Annotated in this window: 17 protein-coding genes; 8 read left to right on the top strand and 9 right to left on the bottom strand. The window is 62.2% G+C overall.

Going from position 1 to position 17,354, the window contains the following annotated elements; translation table 11 throughout:
- The 4 genes from HJ583_RS04050 (at position 1) to HJ583_RS04035 (ending at position 4,412) form a co-directional block, all read left to right on the top strand.
- Positions 1–549 (top strand): LPS-assembly lipoprotein LptE, encoded by a 549-nt coding sequence (locus HJ583_RS04050; protein WP_170020693.1) that lies wholly within the window; start codon positions 1–3, stop codon positions 547–549.
- A gap of 11 nt (positions 550–560) precedes the next feature.
- Positions 561–1,571: a DNA polymerase III subunit delta gene (gene holA, locus HJ583_RS04045; protein ID WP_170020691.1), complete on the top strand. Its 1,011-nt coding sequence runs from the start codon at positions 561–563 to the stop codon at positions 1,569–1,571.
- 72 nt (positions 1,572–1,643) lie between these two features.
- Positions 1,644–3,278: a methyl-accepting chemotaxis protein gene (locus tag HJ583_RS04040; RefSeq protein WP_170020689.1), complete on the top strand. Its 1,635-nt coding sequence runs from the start codon at positions 1,644–1,646 to the stop codon at positions 3,276–3,278.
- A gap of 96 nt (positions 3,279–3,374) precedes the next feature.
- Positions 3,375–4,412, top strand: a complete 1,038-nt coding sequence (locus HJ583_RS04035; RefSeq protein WP_170020687.1) for an extracellular solute-binding protein — start codon at positions 3,375–3,377, stop codon at positions 4,410–4,412.
- Between the two features lie 10 nt (positions 4,413–4,422).
- On the opposite strand, the gene HJ583_RS04030 is transcribed toward HJ583_RS04035, so the two are convergent.
- The 7 genes from HJ583_RS04030 to HJ583_RS04000 form a co-directional block, all read right to left on the bottom strand.
- Complete coding sequence (locus HJ583_RS04030) at positions 4,423–5,628, bottom strand: ROK family transcriptional regulator (protein ID WP_170020685.1); 1,206 nt, start codon at positions 5,626–5,628, stop codon at positions 4,423–4,425.
- A 183-nt stretch (positions 5,629–5,811) separates the two neighbouring features.
- Complete coding sequence (locus HJ583_RS04025; protein ID WP_170020683.1) at positions 5,812–7,356, bottom strand: pectate lyase family protein; 1,545 nt, start codon at positions 7,354–7,356, stop codon at positions 5,812–5,814.
- Between the two features lie 996 nt (positions 7,357–8,352).
- Positions 8,353–9,516, bottom strand: coding sequence for a pectate lyase (gene pelA / locus HJ583_RS04020; RefSeq protein ID WP_216821661.1), 1,164 nt, complete (start codon positions 9,514–9,516; stop codon positions 8,353–8,355).
- A gap of 53 nt (positions 9,517–9,569) precedes the next feature.
- The gene (locus HJ583_RS04015; protein ID WP_170020681.1) at positions 9,570–12,002 is read right to left on the bottom strand and encodes a hybrid sensor histidine kinase/response regulator; all 2,433 of its coding nucleotides are present in this window, start codon (positions 12,000–12,002) and stop codon (positions 9,570–9,572) included.
- 160 nt (positions 12,003–12,162) lie between these two features.
- Complete coding sequence (locus HJ583_RS04010; RefSeq protein ID WP_101941413.1) at positions 12,163–12,576, bottom strand: bacteriohemerythrin; 414 nt, start codon at positions 12,574–12,576, stop codon at positions 12,163–12,165.
- A gap of 238 nt (positions 12,577–12,814) precedes the next feature.
- The gene (locus tag HJ583_RS04005) at positions 12,815–13,099 is read right to left on the bottom strand and encodes a hypothetical protein (RefSeq protein ID WP_101941414.1); all 285 of its coding nucleotides are present in this window, start codon (positions 13,097–13,099) and stop codon (positions 12,815–12,817) included.
- Between the two features lie 91 nt (positions 13,100–13,190).
- The gene (locus HJ583_RS04000) at positions 13,191–13,871 is read right to left on the bottom strand and encodes a phosphatase PAP2 family protein (RefSeq protein ID WP_170020678.1); all 681 of its coding nucleotides are present in this window, start codon (positions 13,869–13,871) and stop codon (positions 13,191–13,193) included.
- A 231-nt stretch (positions 13,872–14,102) separates the two neighbouring features.
- Between HJ583_RS04000 and HJ583_RS03995 the strand changes: the two genes are divergently transcribed.
- The 4 genes from HJ583_RS03995 (at position 14,103) to HJ583_RS03980 (ending at position 16,214) form a co-directional block, all read left to right on the top strand.
- A complete protein-coding gene (locus HJ583_RS03995) occupies positions 14,103–15,170 on the top strand; it encodes an acyltransferase family protein (protein ID WP_170020676.1) in 1,068 nt (355 codons plus the stop codon).
- 1 nt (position 15,171) lies between these two features.
- Positions 15,172–15,579 carry a PilZ domain-containing protein gene (locus tag HJ583_RS03990; RefSeq protein WP_170020674.1) on the top strand — a complete coding sequence of 136 codons (408 nt, stop codon included), beginning with the start codon at positions 15,172–15,174 and terminating at the stop codon, positions 15,577–15,579.
- A 2-nt stretch (positions 15,580–15,581) separates the two neighbouring features.
- Complete coding sequence (locus HJ583_RS03985; protein ID WP_170020672.1) at positions 15,582–16,007, top strand: YkgJ family cysteine cluster protein; 426 nt, start codon at positions 15,582–15,584, stop codon at positions 16,005–16,007.
- Between the two features lie 66 nt (positions 16,008–16,073).
- Positions 16,074–16,214, top strand: a complete 141-nt coding sequence (locus tag HJ583_RS03980) for a hypothetical protein (protein WP_170020670.1) — start codon at positions 16,074–16,076, stop codon at positions 16,212–16,214.
- A gap of 27 nt (positions 16,215–16,241) precedes the next feature.
- Here HJ583_RS03980 and HJ583_RS03975 read toward each other — a convergent pair whose 3' ends face one another.
- Positions 16,242–17,072: a S1/P1 nuclease gene (locus HJ583_RS03975; RefSeq protein WP_170020668.1), complete on the bottom strand. Its 831-nt coding sequence runs from the start codon at positions 17,070–17,072 to the stop codon at positions 16,242–16,244.
- 12 nt (positions 17,073–17,084) lie between these two features.
- Positions 17,085–17,291: a SlyX family protein gene (locus tag HJ583_RS03970; protein WP_101941681.1), complete on the bottom strand. Its 207-nt coding sequence runs from the start codon at positions 17,289–17,291 to the stop codon at positions 17,085–17,087.
- Positions 17,292–17,354: the final 63 nt, after the last annotated feature.

The raw sequence follows: 17,354 nt of genomic DNA, 5'->3' as shown, positions 1-17,354 counted from the left end.
ATGCTCCGTCGCGCCTTCATTGCTGTCGCCCTGCTTGCTTCGCTCACCGCCTGCGGCTTCCAGCTGCGCGGCGCGCAGTCGCTCCCCTTCGCCACGATCCAGCTGGGCATGAACCCTTACGAGGACTTCACCGCCGCCATCAAGCGCCAGATCGCCACCAGCGGCAGCACCCGCGTGGTCGAAAAGATCGAGGATGCCGAAGTACTGCTGCAAGTCGTACGCAACGAGAAGGAGAAACACATCCTCTCGCTGACATCCACCGGTACGGTGCGCGAATACCAGCTGCGCCAACGCTTCTCTTTCCGTCTGGTCACCAGGGCCGGCGCAGAGATCATTTCGCGCAGCGATATTTTCGTCTATCGCGACGTGAGCTTCAGCGAAGGTCTCGAACTCGCCAAGGCGCAGGAAGATGCCCTGCTCTATCGCGACATGGAGAACGACATCGTGCAGCAACTGATGCGCCGTCTCGCCAAGGCCAAGATGCCGCCCGCAGCGCCAGAAGCAGCAGCCTCGGCACCGGCCGCCACGGCTTCGGCACCGGCCCGCTGAGCGGAGCACGCTTGAACCTGCGCCCGGAACAACTCGCCGCCCAGCTCCAGCGCGGCCTTGCACCACTTTACGTACTGCATGGCGACGAGCCGCTACTGGTGATCGAGGCAGCCGACACCATTCGCGCTGCCGCGCGTGCTGCCGGTATCACCGAGCGCGAAGTGATCGTCACGCACCAGCATTACCGCTGGGACGAGCTCGGGCTCGCTGCCGGCAACCTCTCGCTGTTCGGTGATCGCAAGCTGGTCGATCTGCGTATCCCCAACGGCAAGCCCGGCAAGCAGGGCGGCGAAGCGCTGACCCGCCTGGCGCGCGAGCTCGACCCGCAGGCCACCGATCTCACCCTGATCACCCTGCCCCTGCTGGATTGGGCCACACGCAAAGCCGTATGGTTCGTCGCGCTGAGCGAGGCCGGCACCGTCGTGGAATGCAATGCACCGGAGCTCGCCCAGCTACCGAACTGGATCGCGGGCCGCCTCGCGCGCCAGCAGCAGAAGGCCCCGGCCGAAGCGCTGGACTTCATTGCCGGCCATGTGGAGGGCAATCTGCTCGCCGCTCACCAGGAAATCCAGAAGCTCGGCCTGCTCTACGAACCGGGCATGCTGAGTCTGGAACAGATTGAAGACGCGGTGCTACATGTAGCCCGCTACGACACCGAAAAACTGCGCACCGCGCTGCTCGAAGGTGATGCCCCGCGCTGCGCCCGCCTGCTTGAAGGCCTCAAGGGTGAAGGCGCCGCTACCCCACTGGTACTGTGGGGCATGGCCAATGAGATCCGCACGCTTGCCAATGTGCGCGCAGCCATGGATGCCGGTCAGAGTGTGGATGCAGCGCTGAAGGCTGAACGCGTTTTCGGCCCGCGCCAGCAACTCGTCAAACGCGCCGTACAACGCCTCAAGAGCGGTGGCCTGCGCGCAGCCCTGTTGCATGCTGCACGCATAGACCGCCTCGCCAAGGGCATCGGCCGCGGCGACGTCTGGGACGAGTTTCTGCAACTTGCCCTACGCGTGCGTATGCGCTGACAATCAGTAATAACCCTAAAGCCTGCATCCCCACTGCCGTAGAAGGGAGAATCCCCCTTGCTGGAGTTGGACATGCTCGCCCTCGACAAACTGCAGGTCCGGACCCGCCTTGCGCTGGTCATTGCTGCGGCCCTGGCCGGCCTGCTGCTACTTGCCGGTTTTGCCCTGATTGAATCACGCAGCACCGTGATGCGGGGCCATGAAGAACGCATTCGTCATCTTGTCGAAACCGCCACCGGTATCGTGCAGCATTACCGCGCACTGGAAACCAGCGGCAAACTCTCCCGCACCGAGGCCCAGACCCAGGCCAAGGAAGCGCTGCGTACTCCGCGCTTTGCCAAGGATGACTACTTTTTTATCTACGATTTTGACGGTCGCGGCGTGATGGTGGCCGGGGCGCCCAAGCTCGAAGATCAGGACATGCGCGGCAAGACTGACGCCAACGGCTTCAAACTGTGGGACGCCATCGCGGCCACAGGCAAGGGCGGCGCAGGTTTCATCCGCTACCAATTCCCCCGTGCCGGCCAGACCGTCGCCCTGCCCAAACTGGCCTATGTGGCGGGCGTCGCGGAATGGCAGTGGGTGGTGGGTACCGGGGTATATGTCGATGACGTGAACGAAGTGCTGCTGGGCCAGGCCCTGCACTTTGGCGGGGTAGCACTGCTGGCCCTGCTTCTCACCGGGGTGATCGGCGGCCTGGTAGCCCAGCGCATCGTTCGTCAGCTCGGTGGTGAGCCGGCCGAACTGATGCGCATCATGCAACGCGCCGCAGCGGGCGATCTGAGCACCCGCTTCCAGATCAGTGGCGGAGACTCCAGCAGCGTACTGGCTCAGCTCAAGCTGATGCTGGATGGCATCGGTGGCCTGATCCGCGAGATCAATGCCGGCTCAGCCAAACTCAACACCAGCGCCAGCGAGATCGCCCGCACTTCACATGAAGTCTCCAGCGCCGCCAACCAGCAATCCGAAGCCACCAGCGCCATGGCTGCCGGTATCGAGGAGATGACGGTCTCGGTCAACCACATCGCCGACAACGCCCATCAGACCGAAAACGAATCCCGCCAGGCTTCGGAACTCGGGCGCGAAGGCGAGCAGCGTGCCGCCAGTGCTGTGAGCGTCATTTCCGAGATTGCCTCCACGGTGCAACAGGCCGGCGAACGGATCGACGGCCTCCTCAAGCGCACGGATGAGATCGGCTCGATCGCTGACGTGATCAAGGAAATCGCCTCGCAAACCAATCTGCTGGCCCTTAACGCCGCCATCGAGGCCGCCCGCGCTGGCGAACAAGGCCGTGGTTTTGCAGTCGTCGCCGACGAAGTGCGCAAGCTTGCGGAACGTACCACCAATGCCACCGCCGAAATTGCCGGCATGGTCGGCGCCATTCAGAGCGACACCCGCGATGCGGTGAAGGTTATGGAGTCTGCCATGCCTCAGGTTCAGGCCGGGGTGGCGTCCACCGAAGCAGCGGCGCAATCGCTGCGCGCCATGCGCCAAGGCGCGGAAGAAACCCTCAGCCGGATCCGCGAAGTGGCCAATGCCACGCGGGAACAGGGGCAGGCCAGCAACAGCATCGCTCAGCAGGTCGAGCGTGTCGCACAAATGGTCGAGGAGACCAGTCGTGCGGTGGCCGGCTCAGCGGAAACGGCCCGCCAGCTAGAAGCACTTGCGCAGACCCTGCAACACTCGGTGAGCCGCTTCACCGTCTGAGCACTCTACAGGCGGCGGCAGGCAGGACCACAGGGTTTCGCCCATACGCTAGCGGATATATGATCAGGGCATCGCCCTCGGCAACAAGGCGCCTTCATGCTGCACCTTCGCCCCATCCTGCTCGCCCTGCTCCTGTATCTTGGCGCAACAGCCCCGGCCGCCGGCCAGGACCTGCTGCGTATCCTGAGCTGGCCCGGCTACGTCAGTAAGGATGCGATCAGCGCCTTCGAGCAACGTCATCAAGTCAAAGTACAGGTGCAGGAAGTCACCAGCGATGACGCACTGTGGTCGCTCGCCAATGCCGCAAACGGCGGCGATTTCGATCTCATCGCAGTGAATACCGCCGAACTCGCACGTTATATCGAGGCCGATCTGGTCGCCCCGATCCGCACCGCAAACATTCCCAATACCCGGCGGCAAACGGCCCGTTTCCGCCATCCCCAGAGTATTCCGGGGCTGGTACGCAGCGGTGAGGTGTTCGGGATTCCCTACACCTACTCGGCCATGGGGCTGATCTATAACCGCAAGTTGATCACCATCCCGCCGACCTCCCTCGACGCGCTATGGGATCCACGCTACAAGGGCAAGGTACTGGCCTACGAGGGCAGCACGCATAACTTCAGCCTCGCCGCCCTATCGCTCGGCTACCATCGCCCCTTCAATCTGCAGCCAGAGCAGTTCGGCAAGGTAGTGAAGCGGCTCAAGACCTTGCGCGAGAATGTGGCGAAGTTCTATGCCACTCCGGAAGAGGTCGTACAGGCCTTCCGCGAGCAGGAGATAGCGCTGGTCTTTGCCAATTACGGTGATCAGCAGATCCAGTTGCTGCTCAAGGCGGGTATGGACATCGGCTACGTGATCCCCAGCGAAGGCGCGCTGGCCTGGCTGGATTGCTGGGCGGTCATGCGCCGGGCAGGCAACCGGGCGCTGGCCGAAGCCTGGATCAACCACACACTGAGCAAGGATGTGTCGTCCAGCCTCACCCTGCGCGAGGGTCTCGCCAATACGCTCAAGGACAGCCCTCGCCCAGCCATGCCGGACACGGGCAAACTGATCTGGCTGGAGCCGGTGGAAAACAGCGCCCTGCGCAGCAGTTACTGGGAACGCATCGTTACTCTGCCTCCGCGCGGGCACTGAACGAGCACGCTCAGACGTGTTCGGGCAGCGCCGCTTCCAGACTCAGCAAGGCGCGTAGCACGGCCGCTGCTGCACCTTGCGCAGCCGTCTGCACATCCACCCGCATGACCTGCACCTGCGGGGGAATGAGGCCGGAGTCGGCATACAGCTCATCGAGACGCGCACGCAAGCCAGCCATCAGATCACCGCCAAGCTGGAAGGCCGCGCCCCCCACGAAAACCCGCCCCGGATCATAGGTCTGGCACAAGTTGTAAATGAAAGCCCCGAGATGCCTGCTCAAGCTCTGCAAGGCCGCCAGCGCACGCGGCTCGGCGGCCTGAACGGCGCTGCGCAACTCGCTCTGTAGCGCAGCGGGTGACAGGTTGCGCGGCAGCTCAAGTTGCCGCCCCATGGCTTCCAGGGTCAGCATGGCCTGCACACACCCGGCACGCCCGCAACTGCAGGCAGGCCCTTCCAGCTGCAGCGTCTGGTGCGCCACATAGCCCGCCAGACCGTGACGGCCGCGCATCAGGCGGTCATGCAGCATGGCCGAGACCGCTACATTCTGCCCCACATGGACATACAGCAAGGCTTCGGACAGCTCCAGCCGATTGACCTCGGCATGCTGCAAGGCGATGCAGTTGGCCGCCCGATCCACGATGACCGGTACATCCTGCATGCCTTGCGCCGCCAGACGGTCCAGCAGGCCTGCGCGCACCGGCAAGCGACTCCAGCCCGTAGACTCGGAAAAGCGCAGATCCCCCGTCAGCGGATCCACCGGCCCCGGCACAGCGACGCCAATCCCGCAGATACGCCGGCCGGCGATCTGGAAGCGCGCCTGCATGTCACTGATCTGGCGTGCCAGGGTATCGAGCACAGCCTCACCGGCAAGCCCCTCGGTGCTGAGCACGCTGAGTTCAAAAACCTCGCCGGCCAGGGTGCTGGCGACCACCCGCGAGCGCTCGCCATTGATATGCGCCCCCAGCAGTACTAGGCGGAACGCATCGAACACCAGCGGCGTCGGCCGGCGCCCGAGCGTCGTTGAAGCCAGTCTCGGCTCTTCGGCCAGCCAGCCTTCTTCAGTCAGGCCCTCGACAAGGCGCCCGATGGCGGCACGCGTCAGTCCGGTCGCCTCGGCCAGGTCAGTCCGCGAAACCCCTGGCCGTTTGCGCACTTCGCGCAGGATCGCCATCCGGTTCACATTCTTGATGAGCTGCTGGTTTCCGGTAATGAGCATGAGTGGGCGCTGCAACCTCTGGTTGGGGGTCTATGCAAAATGCGGAACGATTCTGGTGCATGACTTGTGCGGCATGCAAGTCTGAAAACGCCAGAATCGTGGGCTTTCTGCTTGAAGTCACGAAATACAACAAAGAAAAAGCCGGCTTGCGCCGGCCTTTCCATACAGCCTGCGGTGCTCTGCTTACTGCTGGTAGGAACACTTGTTCGGATCGCCCAGCGGGTCGACACCGAAGACCGCAACGGTACAAGCGACACTCTTGCCCACGCCGACATACTTGGTCACCCACTTGCCCTTGCGGCCGAAAGCCACCCAGCCGGTGCCCTTGGTAACCGAGCAGGTTTCACCCAGTGCGGCGCACTTGGAGAAGCCGTCCGGATAGTCGCCCGTGCCGGTCAGGGTCGGGGCGGTGCTGGCGCTCGACGAAGCAGCCGCGCTGGAGGCCGCGGCGCTGGAGGCTGCAGCCGACGAAGCAGCCGTGCTGGAAGCCGCAGCACTGGAAGCGGCGGCGCTGGAGGCAGCCGCCGAGCTGCTCGCAGCGCTGGAGGCGGCGGTCGAGCTGGTGGAGCCGCTACAGGCGGAAGCCGTCAACACAGCACCGTTCTTGCCCACACCGGCATAGCTTGCCAGCTTGTCCTTCACGCACTGGGCCGTCACCGGCTCATAGGTGTAGGTCAAGGTCTTCGGGAAGGTAGCCGTGTTGGTCCAGGCCGAAGCGCTCTTGTCGCCACTGGCCGGGGTGGTCCAGGTGATGTTGTAAGTGGCGAAATCAGCCGTGCTCAGGATGTTGTTGTTGCGCAGATCCCAGAAACCGCAGTTGCTGCCGCTGTCGTAGAAGCAGACCACCGGGTTGACGGCGTTCTGGAAGTAGTTGCGTTCGATCAGCGCGTAGCCGGCCTGACGGGTGTTGATGCCCGAACCGGTGATGCCGTCGTACAGGTTGTTGTACACGTGGATCCAGCCACCGCGTTGCAGCGGCAGGCGGGCATTCACGTTCTTGTAGTAGTTGTGGTGATAGGTGATCTCGCGGCCGCCATCGATGTCGCTGGAGGAAGAGCCATCCAGGCCGACCTTCTTGCTATCGTGGATGTAGTTGTAGGACACGGTGATGTTGTGCGAGGCCTTCTTGATGTCGATGGCCGATTCGAAGGTCAGGTCGCCGTCGGGCGAGCCGTTGCATTCGTTGTTCACCGCAAACATCTCGTTGTGGTCGATCAGCACATTGGAGGCGCTGTCGATGCGGAACATGTCCGCATCGTTGCTGGCGCCGCCCAGGGCTCCGATTTTCATGTTCTTGACCACGACGTTGCTGGTGCCGCCGTTGAGCACGATGCCAAAGTTGGCCGAGGAGCCGTTGGCGCCTTCGATGGTCACGCCAGCGGTGTAGTTCTTCACCTCGACATAGCGGTAAGCATCGCTCCAGTGCGGGGCCGGGCAGTTGCCGGAAGAATCCTTGGTGGAATCCTTGACGATCTGGGCAATCAGCGCATCTTCATTGCCGGTATACACGATGTGCAGCGGATAGGCGCCGGTGGCCACCTTGGTGCCCGCATCGTTGTAACGCGCATTGGCTATGATGGTGTTGATTTCCGCGTAGGTCGACACGGTGAACTTGCGGGCGGTCGAGATATTGCCGTCCGCGGTGGCGAAACCGCCGGTGGAGGCCGCGAAGGCGCTGCCGGTGAGCATGGCAATGGCTGCCGCGGTGGCTTTCAGTTTGAAGCTCATTTTGTCTCCTCAAGAGTAATGGTGCCAGCCTGAGCAGTTCATCCATGACTGCTCTTGAGCGGAAACGTCTTGTCAGAAACGCCCCGACAACTGGTGTCGGAATTAAATGCGCGGCCCGTTCAAATAACAATTCAAAGGGCGTTAACTGGGTAGTTTTTACAAGTGTTAGTTTGTATCCAGGTGTTATCAATTAACCAAGTAAATTCATTTCATTGCCAAAAATGCAGAAATCGCCCGCAAACAGCAAAAGAATTTCGCGGCAGCGCACAAATTGTTAGCGGAACCATCTACAAATCTGATTCAAGCTGCGGCGCACAAAATCTTTGCATAGCGCGCTCAGACTCGCAGCCACCGCCGCATTTCGACCGTTCGTCGGGATTGCACGACTCAACTGCTCAAAACCTGAGCAAATTTAATTTATTTACATATAGAGATTAAGAAACATAAGGGTAATCACCTACATCCCAAGACCTAAACTAAAGTAGTAAGACAAAGTTCAGCTTGGCGTTTACCGACGCATCGCATCAAAGGCGTAGCTGCGCGCCAACGACAAATTCAAGCGTGCGCTGCCATCGCCAGCCAGTTTCTGCCCCAAGGCGGTTCGTTACACAGAGCGGAATGCGCACCCGCGAAGGATACTCACCGCTCGATGAGCACGCCAAACAAGCCTCCGGAATCAAGCCGCCCTGAGCTCACAAACAAAGTGCAAGAAAAAATCTGAAAAGCGGCGAGGCGTGATGCAAACCCGGATCGGGTCAGCGATCAGCCATGCATGGCAAAGCGAGCAGGCCAGCCTTCATTGCTCGAGACGGGCCATGCAATGCTTGTGATGTCTTCAACCGGCAGCAGCGCCGCGGCAAGCACAAGCTAGCTCTACTCGCCGGCATCGCCGGGCCTGAGCCGGCTCAGCGGGCATAAGAAACCGGGGCCGCACCTGCGCACGGCCCCATCGTCAAACCGGCAGGCGCGGCCCAGGTCGGCCGAGGTCTGGCGGCATCACTTCTGGTTCAGCACCGAGGCTCGCTGCAGGCGTGCACACCAAGCCGGATACTCGCTGTCGAGCAGCTTGGCCGGCCACTGACCGTACCAGGCATAGCCCGTGCGTCGCTCGTGGTGGATGTCGGCATACTTCGCCACCCGGATGCCATCCCGGTTAGCCAGCACCACGCTGTTGTCCTTCAGGTCATAGAAGCGCGCCCACAACAGCGGCGCAGCCGGATCCTCGACCAGCAAACGGTCCGTCGTCGCGGTGTGGTACTCGTACTTGACCGGCTGATCGAGCTTGACCGTCTCGATCTTCAGTCCCTTCAGGGCCGAGCGCTCGAACCATTTCACCCCACCTTCGATTGCGCGGATCTGGGCCGGCGTGGGTTTGTCGATCCCCATCAGGTAACGCAGCATCTCGATGCTCTCCTGCGACACGATGGAGGCCAGCTCGAAGCTGCGGCCATTGGCAGGAAGCAAGGTATCGGGGTGGTATTGACCTGCCCAGCCGGCCAATTGGCCGTTCTGCACGATCTGCAACTGCAGCACGCAAGCATCACCACGCTTGACGGCAGCCCCTGCCCGCGCACGGGTAGCCGCAGGCATAAAGGCAAAGGGCGCGCTGCCAGCGGCGATCTTGCGCAGGGTGCGCAGCACGCCGGAAGTCACCTCGTCCGCCATGGTGATGTAGGGGTGATAGGACTGCTCGCCCGGCACGGTGTGCGGCCAACCACCACACTTCTTGTGCTGATTGTTCAGGGTGAAGTCCAAACCACGCAGCAGGGCTTCGCGATAACGCGCCTCCCCCGTCTGCCCATACACGGCCGCCAGATATTCAATCTGTGAATAGACGTTACGGTTATCAAAGCTGGCCGACTCGATCTTCTGCTCTTCCTGGATCTGAGCCTTTTCGGCATAGCTCAGTACCCGTGTAGGGTCGCGGTTCTCGATCCAGCCTCCGTTGAGACGCTGGTAGAGCAAGACATTGTTGGCGATCTCCCGGATCTGCTCCGGGGCGTACTTCTCGTACTTGTCGCCGTAGCGATTGCGCCAGTGCTTGATACCGTCGTCAAAGCCCTGCAGCGATACCGCAGTGTAGCCAGCCGCCACGGACTGGCCACCAAGCATTCCAAGCAGTGCACCGAGCAGCGCGCTGCGAATCATCTTGCGAGTCATGTGTTCCCCCCGGAACGGGTTATCGAGTGCCGGGGATCATAGCCCAGAGTGGATCAGGCAGAAGAACTGGAAAAACCGTGCAGGAACCGCTGCAGGATCACGCGCAACGACTCCTGCGCAAGCGGCTTGCTGAGGTAATCATTCATGCCTGCGGCAAGGCATTCATCACGATGCACTTCGAGGGCATTGGCGGTCAGTGCCACTACCGGCAGGTCATGTCGACGCACGCTGGAATGAGGGTCGCGGATCTGGCGGGTAGCTTCCAGCCCATCCATTTCCGGCATCTGCAGGTCCATCAAGACCAGGTCATAGTCACTCCTGCTCAGCGCGGTGAGCGCCTCGCAGCCATTCATGGCGGTATCGGCCTGCAGACCGAACAGCCCAAGCATGGCCAAGGCCACCTTCTGGTTGATGATGTTGTCCTCTACCAGCAGGATGCGCCAGGCGCCTGTCGCACTGCGTGCTTCGACTGGCACGGGGAGCGGCAGCGGCGGGGTGAACAGCTCACGCACCACACGAGCTAGGCTGTCGACACGTACCGGTTTGCTCAGCACCGTGGTACGGCGATAACCGCTGCCACTAGGCAGGTCCAGCAAAGCCCCCGGGGCGAGCAGGCGGATGCAGGCACAGCCTTGCAACTTTCCATCCTGCGCGAGGCGGATCAGCAAGGCTTCACCGCCAGGCATGGCGGCACTATCGACAACCAGCAGGTCCGGCAAGGCAGAGAGCGCAGCAAGCCGATCCAGCTCGGCCAGCGCCTCCTGACCATCCGCCAGCACGCAGGTAGTCGCCCCCCATGCCCGTAGCCAGGCTTCCAGCCCCACACGCAAGCCACTGTCCGGGCTGACCAGCATGACCCGGCCATTGCCAGGCCAGGGCAAGGCGTCCAAGGGCTGAGCGAGGCCCAGATCGAGGGGCAGGTAAACATGAAAGCTGGCGCCCTGCCCCGGCTGGCTATCGACCTCGATACGCCCCCCCATCAGCCCCAGCAAACGATGGCACAAAGAGAGCCCGAGGCCCGTGCCACCAAAACGCCGGGTCGAGGAGGGGTCGAGCTGGGCGAAGGGCTCGAAGAGCCGCGTCTGATCTTCGGGATGGATGCCGATGCCGGTGTCGCGCACGATCAGATGCAGGCTGTGTGGATCAAGCTCATCCGGTGCGGCAGAGAGGGTGATAGCGCCACCCGCCGTGAACTTCACGGCATTCGAGAGCAGCTGGGCAAGAATCTGGCGCAGCCGTACCGGGTCTCCACGTGCCTCGGCCGCCAGGCTCGGGCTGAAGAGCCAGCTGAACTCAAGGCCTTTGTCGCGTGCCTTGAGCGCGAAGGGTTCAGCAGCATCCTCAAGCAAGGGAATCAGGGCGAAGTGCTGCTGCTTGATCTGCAGTGCACCACTGTCGATCAGGGAGAAGTCCAGGATATCGTCCATGATGCCCAGGAGGGTCTCAGCGCAATTGCGGGCAGTCAGCGCGTGATCGGCCTGCACCGGGCTCAAGGGGGCGTTACACAGTAACTGAGTCATGCCCATCACGCCGTTGAGCGGCGTGCGCACCTCGTGGCTCATGACGGCAAAAAAAGCGCCACGAGCCCGATTGGCTTCCTCAGCGGCGTCCCGTGAGGCTTCAAGCTCGGCATTCAGGCGCACCAGGCGACGAGCCGTCTGCAAGACGAAGAACAGCCCGGCCGCCAGCACTGCGCTCAGCAACCAGCCAGCCAGCCGCAAGGGCAGGCTGGCCTCAGTCCGCGCCGGGCTGGCCAGCTCGTACTCCTGCAGACGCCAGTTTCCGCCCGGAATCGCAATGTCGATGCTCAGGGCACGGCCACTGCGCAACTCGCCAAACACCGGCTCTCCGCGGCTGCCCTGGGCATCCTTGCCGAGAATGCTGATGCGCTGGCCTGCCGGTCCGTCGAGGCCCACTCGCTGCCAAAGCCGGGCCGAATCGAGCACGGTGCTGATCAGGCCCCAGTAGCGTCCATCGTCCAGGAATACCGGTACGCGATAGATCAGCCCCTCCCCGCCCTGCACCAGCTTCACCGGTCCGGCCAGGAAGGGGCTACGCTGGCGAATGACTTTTTCGATGGCCGGCCATTGCTGCGGATTGTCCGGGTAGTACGGGCCAATCGCACGTTCGTTGCCAGCGAGCGGATAGACATGACTGATCCGATTGCCAGGCGCGATACCGATATTGCGGATGGCGTGGCTGTTTCCATAGAGAATCGCCAGCACACGGCGCATTTCCTCGGCATGGACCTCGCCACGATCAGCGCGGATGAATGCCTCCACACCGCTGGCCAGGTAGAGCGTGGAGATCAGCTCGCTCTCGATCCGCGCACGCAGGGCATACAGCCGTTGCAATCCTTCCTGTACGGTCTGACGCTGCAGACGTTCGCGCTCCTGGCGCACGAACAGCTCGCTCAGCGCGCCCCCCGCCAGCAACAGGCACAGCGCCACCACAGCAGGGAAAAAGCGCGGGATGCGTGTCTTCACGAGCAGAGCGTCCGGAGTCTCCTGCGGGCCAGAGGAAACAGGCGCCCCTCACCGCACCCGTCTGTAGGCGCTAACGGCAAAGCGGCCCAAGGGCTTGAGCGGACGTAAAAAAACCGGCCTCAACGAGACCGGTTTGTGGGGACACAAGTCCTCCCGAGGCTCAGGCCGCCACGGCGCCTTCACCACGAATCGCTGCGGCCAGGGCCATGTCGCGCACCAGCACATGCTCGCGCAGCCAGCTGGCGAGAAACTGATCGATATCCAGCTGAGCGGTGCGGGCACCACGTGCCACGCGTGATTGCAAGGCACAGACCTCGCTCACGAAACGGTCGTGCTCGGCCTTGTGAGTGGGGTAATGCGGATAGCCGATCTGGCGCATAAAGGCTTCTTCGCGCGCGAAATGGGCTTCGGCGTAGTCACGCAGGGAATCCACGATGCTCTGGGTTTCCTGATTGATCTGACCGGAACTCATGTCCTGATGCAGGCGTTCGAGCAGGCTGAACAGGTTGCGGTGATCATCGTCGATGGCTGCGTTGCCAACAGCCAGATCACTAGTCCATTTGGCGAGACTCATAGGGAAATGCTCCTTGATACCGAGAAGAAAAACGGGTGCGCAGAAAGTGCTCGGCGCTTGGTGTCAATGATTGCCCCACTGGCAAGCGACGGGTTGACGCAACACATCAAATTGCATTTTTTCAACGCCTCGTTGCAGTTTTCTACAGAGAGCCCTGCGCCAGCGCAAGTCCGGCAGCAAGACAAAAAAAAGGCCGGCACCGCAGTGCCAGCCTTTGCTTGTTGCTTGCCCGGAAGGCTCAATCCCGCGAGAGGCGGGCAGTAAACACTTCATCGGCGTGATCCGGAAACTGGTAGCGCTCGAAAGTGCCACGGATCTTGTCCATGTGACGTTCTGCATCCTTGTCGAGGAAGCTGATACCCAGCGGCTTGCCATTGGCCGCGAGGGTCATGAAGGCAAAACGCCAGCGCCAGGTCTCGGCCAGTCGCTCGCGCAACTCACGTTCGTTGGTAATGGCCACGCCTGCCGCCTTGATCGACTCAAGAAACTCGACGTAGGTCTGATCGCAAATCTGTTGTCCCATCTCCTGCTTTCCTTTCAACGCAAAACTGCGTCCTCCATGCGGCAAATAACGCGGCCTCTACGGGCAGGTTGACAGGTTTTTGCAGTTTTTTTCAGGGCTCGCGGCGTACCGGCCCTGTCAGGAGCGGAAACGGGCGCTGCGGCAGCATCGACAGCCAGGCCGCCACGCCCGCCAGCGCTATGCCGGCCAAGGCATCCAGCGCTACATGCTGACGCGTCGCCACGGTGGACCACACAATGGCCACACACCACAGCGCACTCGCCCAGCGCAACCAGGCCGGGCTGCCGAAATCCCGCAGCAGGCGATCCAGCCAGATCGCGGAGAACACAGCCGTGGCCACATGCAGCGAGGGGCAGGCATTGCCGGCCGCATCCACCCCCTTGAGGAACGCCATGCCCGGATAGCGGGCCCAGTCGATATCCGCTGGCGGCACAGCCGTAGGCCACAGATAGAAACTCACCAGACCAACAATACACAGCAGACCGATGCGCACGCCGTAAGCCACGATATCGACGTGCCGGAGCATAAAGATCGGCGGCAGAGAAACGTAGGCCCACAGAGAAAGGTAGGGAATCAGGGCGAGCGGATGGAAGCTGATCCAGGAATCCAGCCAGATCCTGGGCATGATGAAAGTTACATCCGCCGGATTCTTGAGCAGATAAATGTAGGCCAAAAAGAAGACGAAGGTAAAGCCCATGGTGCCCAGGCTCTTGAACCAGAAGCAGCGGCGCAAGGTCTGCCAGAAGCGCTGCCCCCAACCCAGTTGATGCATCTCGTGTTCCAAACCGGTCTCCGACTCTAACTGCAGCCACCCAGGGCATGCACCTGCTGCATTGTGCCAAAGCTCACCCGCCTGCGCTCACCCAGTGCGACGGAAAACGGCTGGACCCAGCTCTGCCGAAGGGATAAAATCCCGCACTTTTCAAAGACTTAGAAAACCACGTCAGCCCGACGACCGGCTCGTGCGTTTCTTGTCTGGTCTGGGTAATCCCGCAGCAACACCATGAACCGAATTCGTTCCCGTCTGCCGCTGATAGACACGCTGAAGGCGATCGCCTCACAACTGATCGTTCTGCATCACCTCGCCTTTTACGGCCCGATGTCTGACATCGCCCTGCCCTTGGCGCCTGACGCCATCAGCTGGCTCTACGACCATGCACGCATGGCGGTTCAGGTATTCCTCGTGCTGGCGGGCTTCCTGGCCGCCCGCAGCCTTGCGCCGGCGGCCCTGCCCGGCGCCATCCAGCCGCTACGCCTGATCTGGCAACGCTACTTCCGTCTTGCCGTACCGCTGGCCATCGCCCTGCTGATCAGCGTGCTGAGTGCTGCCCTGGCCCGCCAGCTTTTGAACCATGAATCCATTCCTGCCGCCCCCACCCTGTGGCAGATGGTTTCTCACACACTCTTGCTGCAAGGCGTTCTGGGACAGGAGTCCCTGTCCGCCGGGGTCTGGTACATCGCCATCGATTTCCAGCTCTTCGCCATGCTCTGCCTGATCCTTGGTGCCGTCAGCAAGCTCGCCCACCCGGCACGCGTCGCACTGTGGCTGGTGGCGGGTCTGACCTGTGCCTCGCTCCTGCACTTCAACCTGCAATCGGATTGGGACAACTGGGGGCTGTACTTCTTCGGCGCCTACGGTCTGGGAGTGATGGCTCAGTGGAGCTCCCGTCACCGGCATGGCCGGGTCTGGCTGCTGCTGCTGTGTTCGCTGGGCATCGCCGCACTGGCCTTTGAATTCCGCCCTCGCATTGCGCTGGCCTTCGCAACCGCCACGCTGCTGGCGGTCGCTGCCCGCTCCGGCTGGCTTGAGCGCTGGCCGGACTTCCGCCTCAGTGCCTGGCTGGGCCAGATTTCCTATTCGGTGTTCCTGATTCACTTCCCGGTCTGTCTGCTGGTTAATGCCGTGTTCTCGCGCATCGCGCCAGACTCACCCGCGTTGAACCTCGCCGGGATGTTACTGGCCTGGCTACTCAGCATCGGGGCCGGCCATCTGTTCTATCACCGCATCGAAACCGGCCTGCGCCCGCAGGCTGCTGTCCGCGCACTGCGCACTGCACTCAGCGGAGTCTGACTTGAATCTGCCATCCCCCGCCGAGCGCCGTCAGCGCCAGCGTTTTGCTGCCCTGCGTGAGGGCAAGCCTTGTATCGAAATCCAGATCGGCGATGCACGTGGCACGCTGATCGATCTGTCGCTGGATGGTTTCGGCCTGCCAGCCACACTCCCGCTGTCCAGCGCCCCCTTCGACTTCGTCCTGCGCCTGATTGACGGTTTCGGGGACAAGGTGCGCGGGCGTGCCGAACTGGTCAGCCTGACCGGAGAAGGTTCGCAGCGCCAGCAAGGTTGCCGTTTCATCGAACTCGATGCCGCCGGCGCCCAGACCCTCAAGGAGTGGCTGGTGGTGATCGTGATCTGCAGCGCCTCGGTACGCCTATCCAGCCGCGAGGCCGAAGCCATCGTGCAAGGCCCATCCCTGATCTGAGCATGCAGAAACACATCGTCATCCACAACGCCGAACGCGACAACATCGACACGTGGGTCAAGTATCGCAACGGGCTGTGCGACAGCTGCAATGCGGTCTGCTGCACCATGCCGGCTGAAGTGCGCGTGCGCGACCTGATCCGCCTTGGGGTAATCGAGGCCTTCGATCTAGAGACCGATCCCAAGCATCTCGCCAAGCGCCTGCAGAAGATGGGGGTCATCGAGCACTTCAACTTCCGCCACAGCCTGTTCACGCTGGCCCGCCGGGCAGGCGGCGACTGCCACTTTCTGGATGCCAGGACGCGTCAATGCACCGTGTACGAGAAACGTCCGGACACCTGCCGCGATCACCCGCAGAAGATCGGCCCACGCCCCGGCTTCTGTCCTTACCGCCAGAAAAGCCGGCCAGCGACACGCTCCGCCGACTGAATCCGCGATTGCCGTCTATAGTGAATGAGCGCCGCCCCTTGCAGTGGCGCATTCAAGGAGGCAGCCATGAGCCACAAGGAACAGCGCGGGAACAAGGAAACCAAGAAACCGGCTTCGCACAGCATGAAGGAAAAGCGCGAGCTCAAGCACGCCAAGAAGCATGCACGCGACACCCCGGTGATCGTGCCGCCGCACAGTCCGCACTAGGATCCATCACAGGGGCCAGACCGCCCCCTAATCAGCAAGCAGCTGATTGAGCAGTTGTGCCAGGCGCAGGCCGGCGCGCTCGATCTGTGCGCGGATCACGGCCACGCTGTGTTGCTGGTAAGCAAGATCCAACACGATCGGTTCGCGCAGTTTGGCGTCACATGAAAAGCCTGGCAGGGGTTCATACACTTCGCGCCGGGCAAGGTCGCGCGTTTCGATCATCCATTGCGTCGGGCTGTCCACCGCCAGCCGCCCCCGGCTGACGGGCTGCGACTGGCGCGTCCAGCCGGCCAGCGCAGCATTGAGCAGCACGCCGTCCCACACGGTGTGGAAGGTGTCTTCGGGCTTGAGACTCATGCCGGTAACGAGCACTTTTGCCCCACCGCCGTTGCGATTCACGCCCGAATGCAAGGGCATGTGCAGATCGCCCAGCAGATGCACCACCCACTTCAAAGCCTCGTTGCGCGCTCGCTGCGGCTGCGAGCGATCAGCCAGCACGGCAGCGTAGCGGATGATCAACTGATCGACGCAGTTGCCATCACGACAAGCGCCCAGTTGCTCGCTGCAGACCTGGTTGCTACGCACATGCCAGCCCTTGTAGGCAGCGGGGTCGGTTTTAACGGCCTCATCGCGGATCTCGTCCGGCCAGGACGCGATCTCGCTGAGATGCTTGCGCCCCGAAGATTTCTCATTGCGATCCAGATCCCCCACCAGCAAGGCACTCACCTGCCGCAACGCGGCCGGGCTCAACTGCGCCTCGGCAATAGCGGCCACTGCGGCGTGGCCCTGCGCATTCCAGGCACGTGCCCCGCCAGAGATGCAGAGCAATGCAGCCATCAGCAGAAGACGGGGCAACATGACGCCTCCTGATCAGTAGTGCGGAGGGATTTCCTCGCGCAGATCGCGCTTCTCAGCACTCCCCTCCGCGCCCCCCTGCATCTGCTGGTAAAGCAGACGCAGCTGAGCCTGCAGATGATCAAGCTGCTCCTGCTGGCGCCACACGGTGCGATTGAGTTCCTCGAGCAGATCCTCGGCCAGACAGAGCTTGCTCTCGAGATTGATGATGCGATCTTCCATGGGGCACTCAGCAAGGCGGATGAAGGCCGCCATTGTACCCGCCCCTCCCCGCCCGCCAGCGTT

This window comes from Uliginosibacterium aquaticum, assembly GCF_012972705.2.
Lineage (GTDB): Bacteria > Pseudomonadota > Gammaproteobacteria > Burkholderiales > Rhodocyclaceae > Uliginosibacterium > Uliginosibacterium aquaticum.
This window is presented reverse-complemented; position numbering and strand designations above follow the sequence as displayed.

What these genes read in the sequence shown, in the direction of transcription:
- HJ583_RS04050 (WP_170020693.1), top strand. Translation starts at nt 1, where the DNA reads ATGCTCCGTCGCGCCTTCATTGCTGTCGCCCTGCTTGCTTCGCTCACC.
- HJ583_RS04040 (WP_170020689.1), top strand. Translation starts at nt 1,644, where the DNA reads ATGCTCGCCCTCGACAAACTGCAGGTCCGGACCCGCCTTGCGCTGGTC.
- HJ583_RS04035 (WP_170020687.1), top strand. Translation starts at nt 3,375, where the DNA reads ATGCTGCACCTTCGCCCCATCCTGCTCGCCCTGCTCCTGTATCTTGGC.
- HJ583_RS04030 (WP_170020685.1), bottom strand. Translation starts at nt 5,628, where the DNA reads ATGCTCATTACCGGAAACCAGCAGCTCATCAAGAATGTGAACCGGATG.
- HJ583_RS04025 (WP_170020683.1), bottom strand. Translation starts at nt 7,356, where the DNA reads ATGAGCTTCAAACTGAAAGCCACCGCGGCAGCCATTGCCATGCTCACC.
- pelA (WP_216821661.1), bottom strand. Translation starts at nt 9,516, where the DNA reads ATGACTCGCAAGATGATTCGCAGCGCGCTGCTCGGTGCACTGCTTGGA.
- HJ583_RS04010 (WP_101941413.1), bottom strand. Translation starts at nt 12,576, where the DNA reads ATGAGTCTCGCCAAATGGACTAGTGATCTGGCTGTTGGCAACGCAGCC.
- HJ583_RS04005 (WP_101941414.1), bottom strand. Translation starts at nt 13,099, where the DNA reads ATGGGACAACAGATTTGCGATCAGACCTACGTCGAGTTTCTTGAGTCG.
- HJ583_RS04000 (WP_170020678.1), bottom strand. Translation starts at nt 13,871, where the DNA reads ATGCATCAACTGGGTTGGGGGCAGCGCTTCTGGCAGACCTTGCGCCGC.
- HJ583_RS03995 (WP_170020676.1), top strand. Translation starts at nt 14,103, where the DNA reads ATGAACCGAATTCGTTCCCGTCTGCCGCTGATAGACACGCTGAAGGCG.
- HJ583_RS03985 (WP_170020672.1), top strand. Translation starts at nt 15,582, where the DNA reads ATGCAGAAACACATCGTCATCCACAACGCCGAACGCGACAACATCGAC.
- HJ583_RS03980 (WP_170020670.1), top strand. Translation starts at nt 16,074, where the DNA reads ATGAGCCACAAGGAACAGCGCGGGAACAAGGAAACCAAGAAACCGGCT.
- HJ583_RS03975 (WP_170020668.1), bottom strand. Translation starts at nt 17,072, where the DNA reads ATGTTGCCCCGTCTTCTGCTGATGGCTGCATTGCTCTGCATCTCTGGC.
- HJ583_RS03970 (WP_101941681.1), bottom strand. Translation starts at nt 17,291, where the DNA reads ATGGAAGATCGCATCATCAATCTCGAGAGCAAGCTCTGTCTGGCCGAG.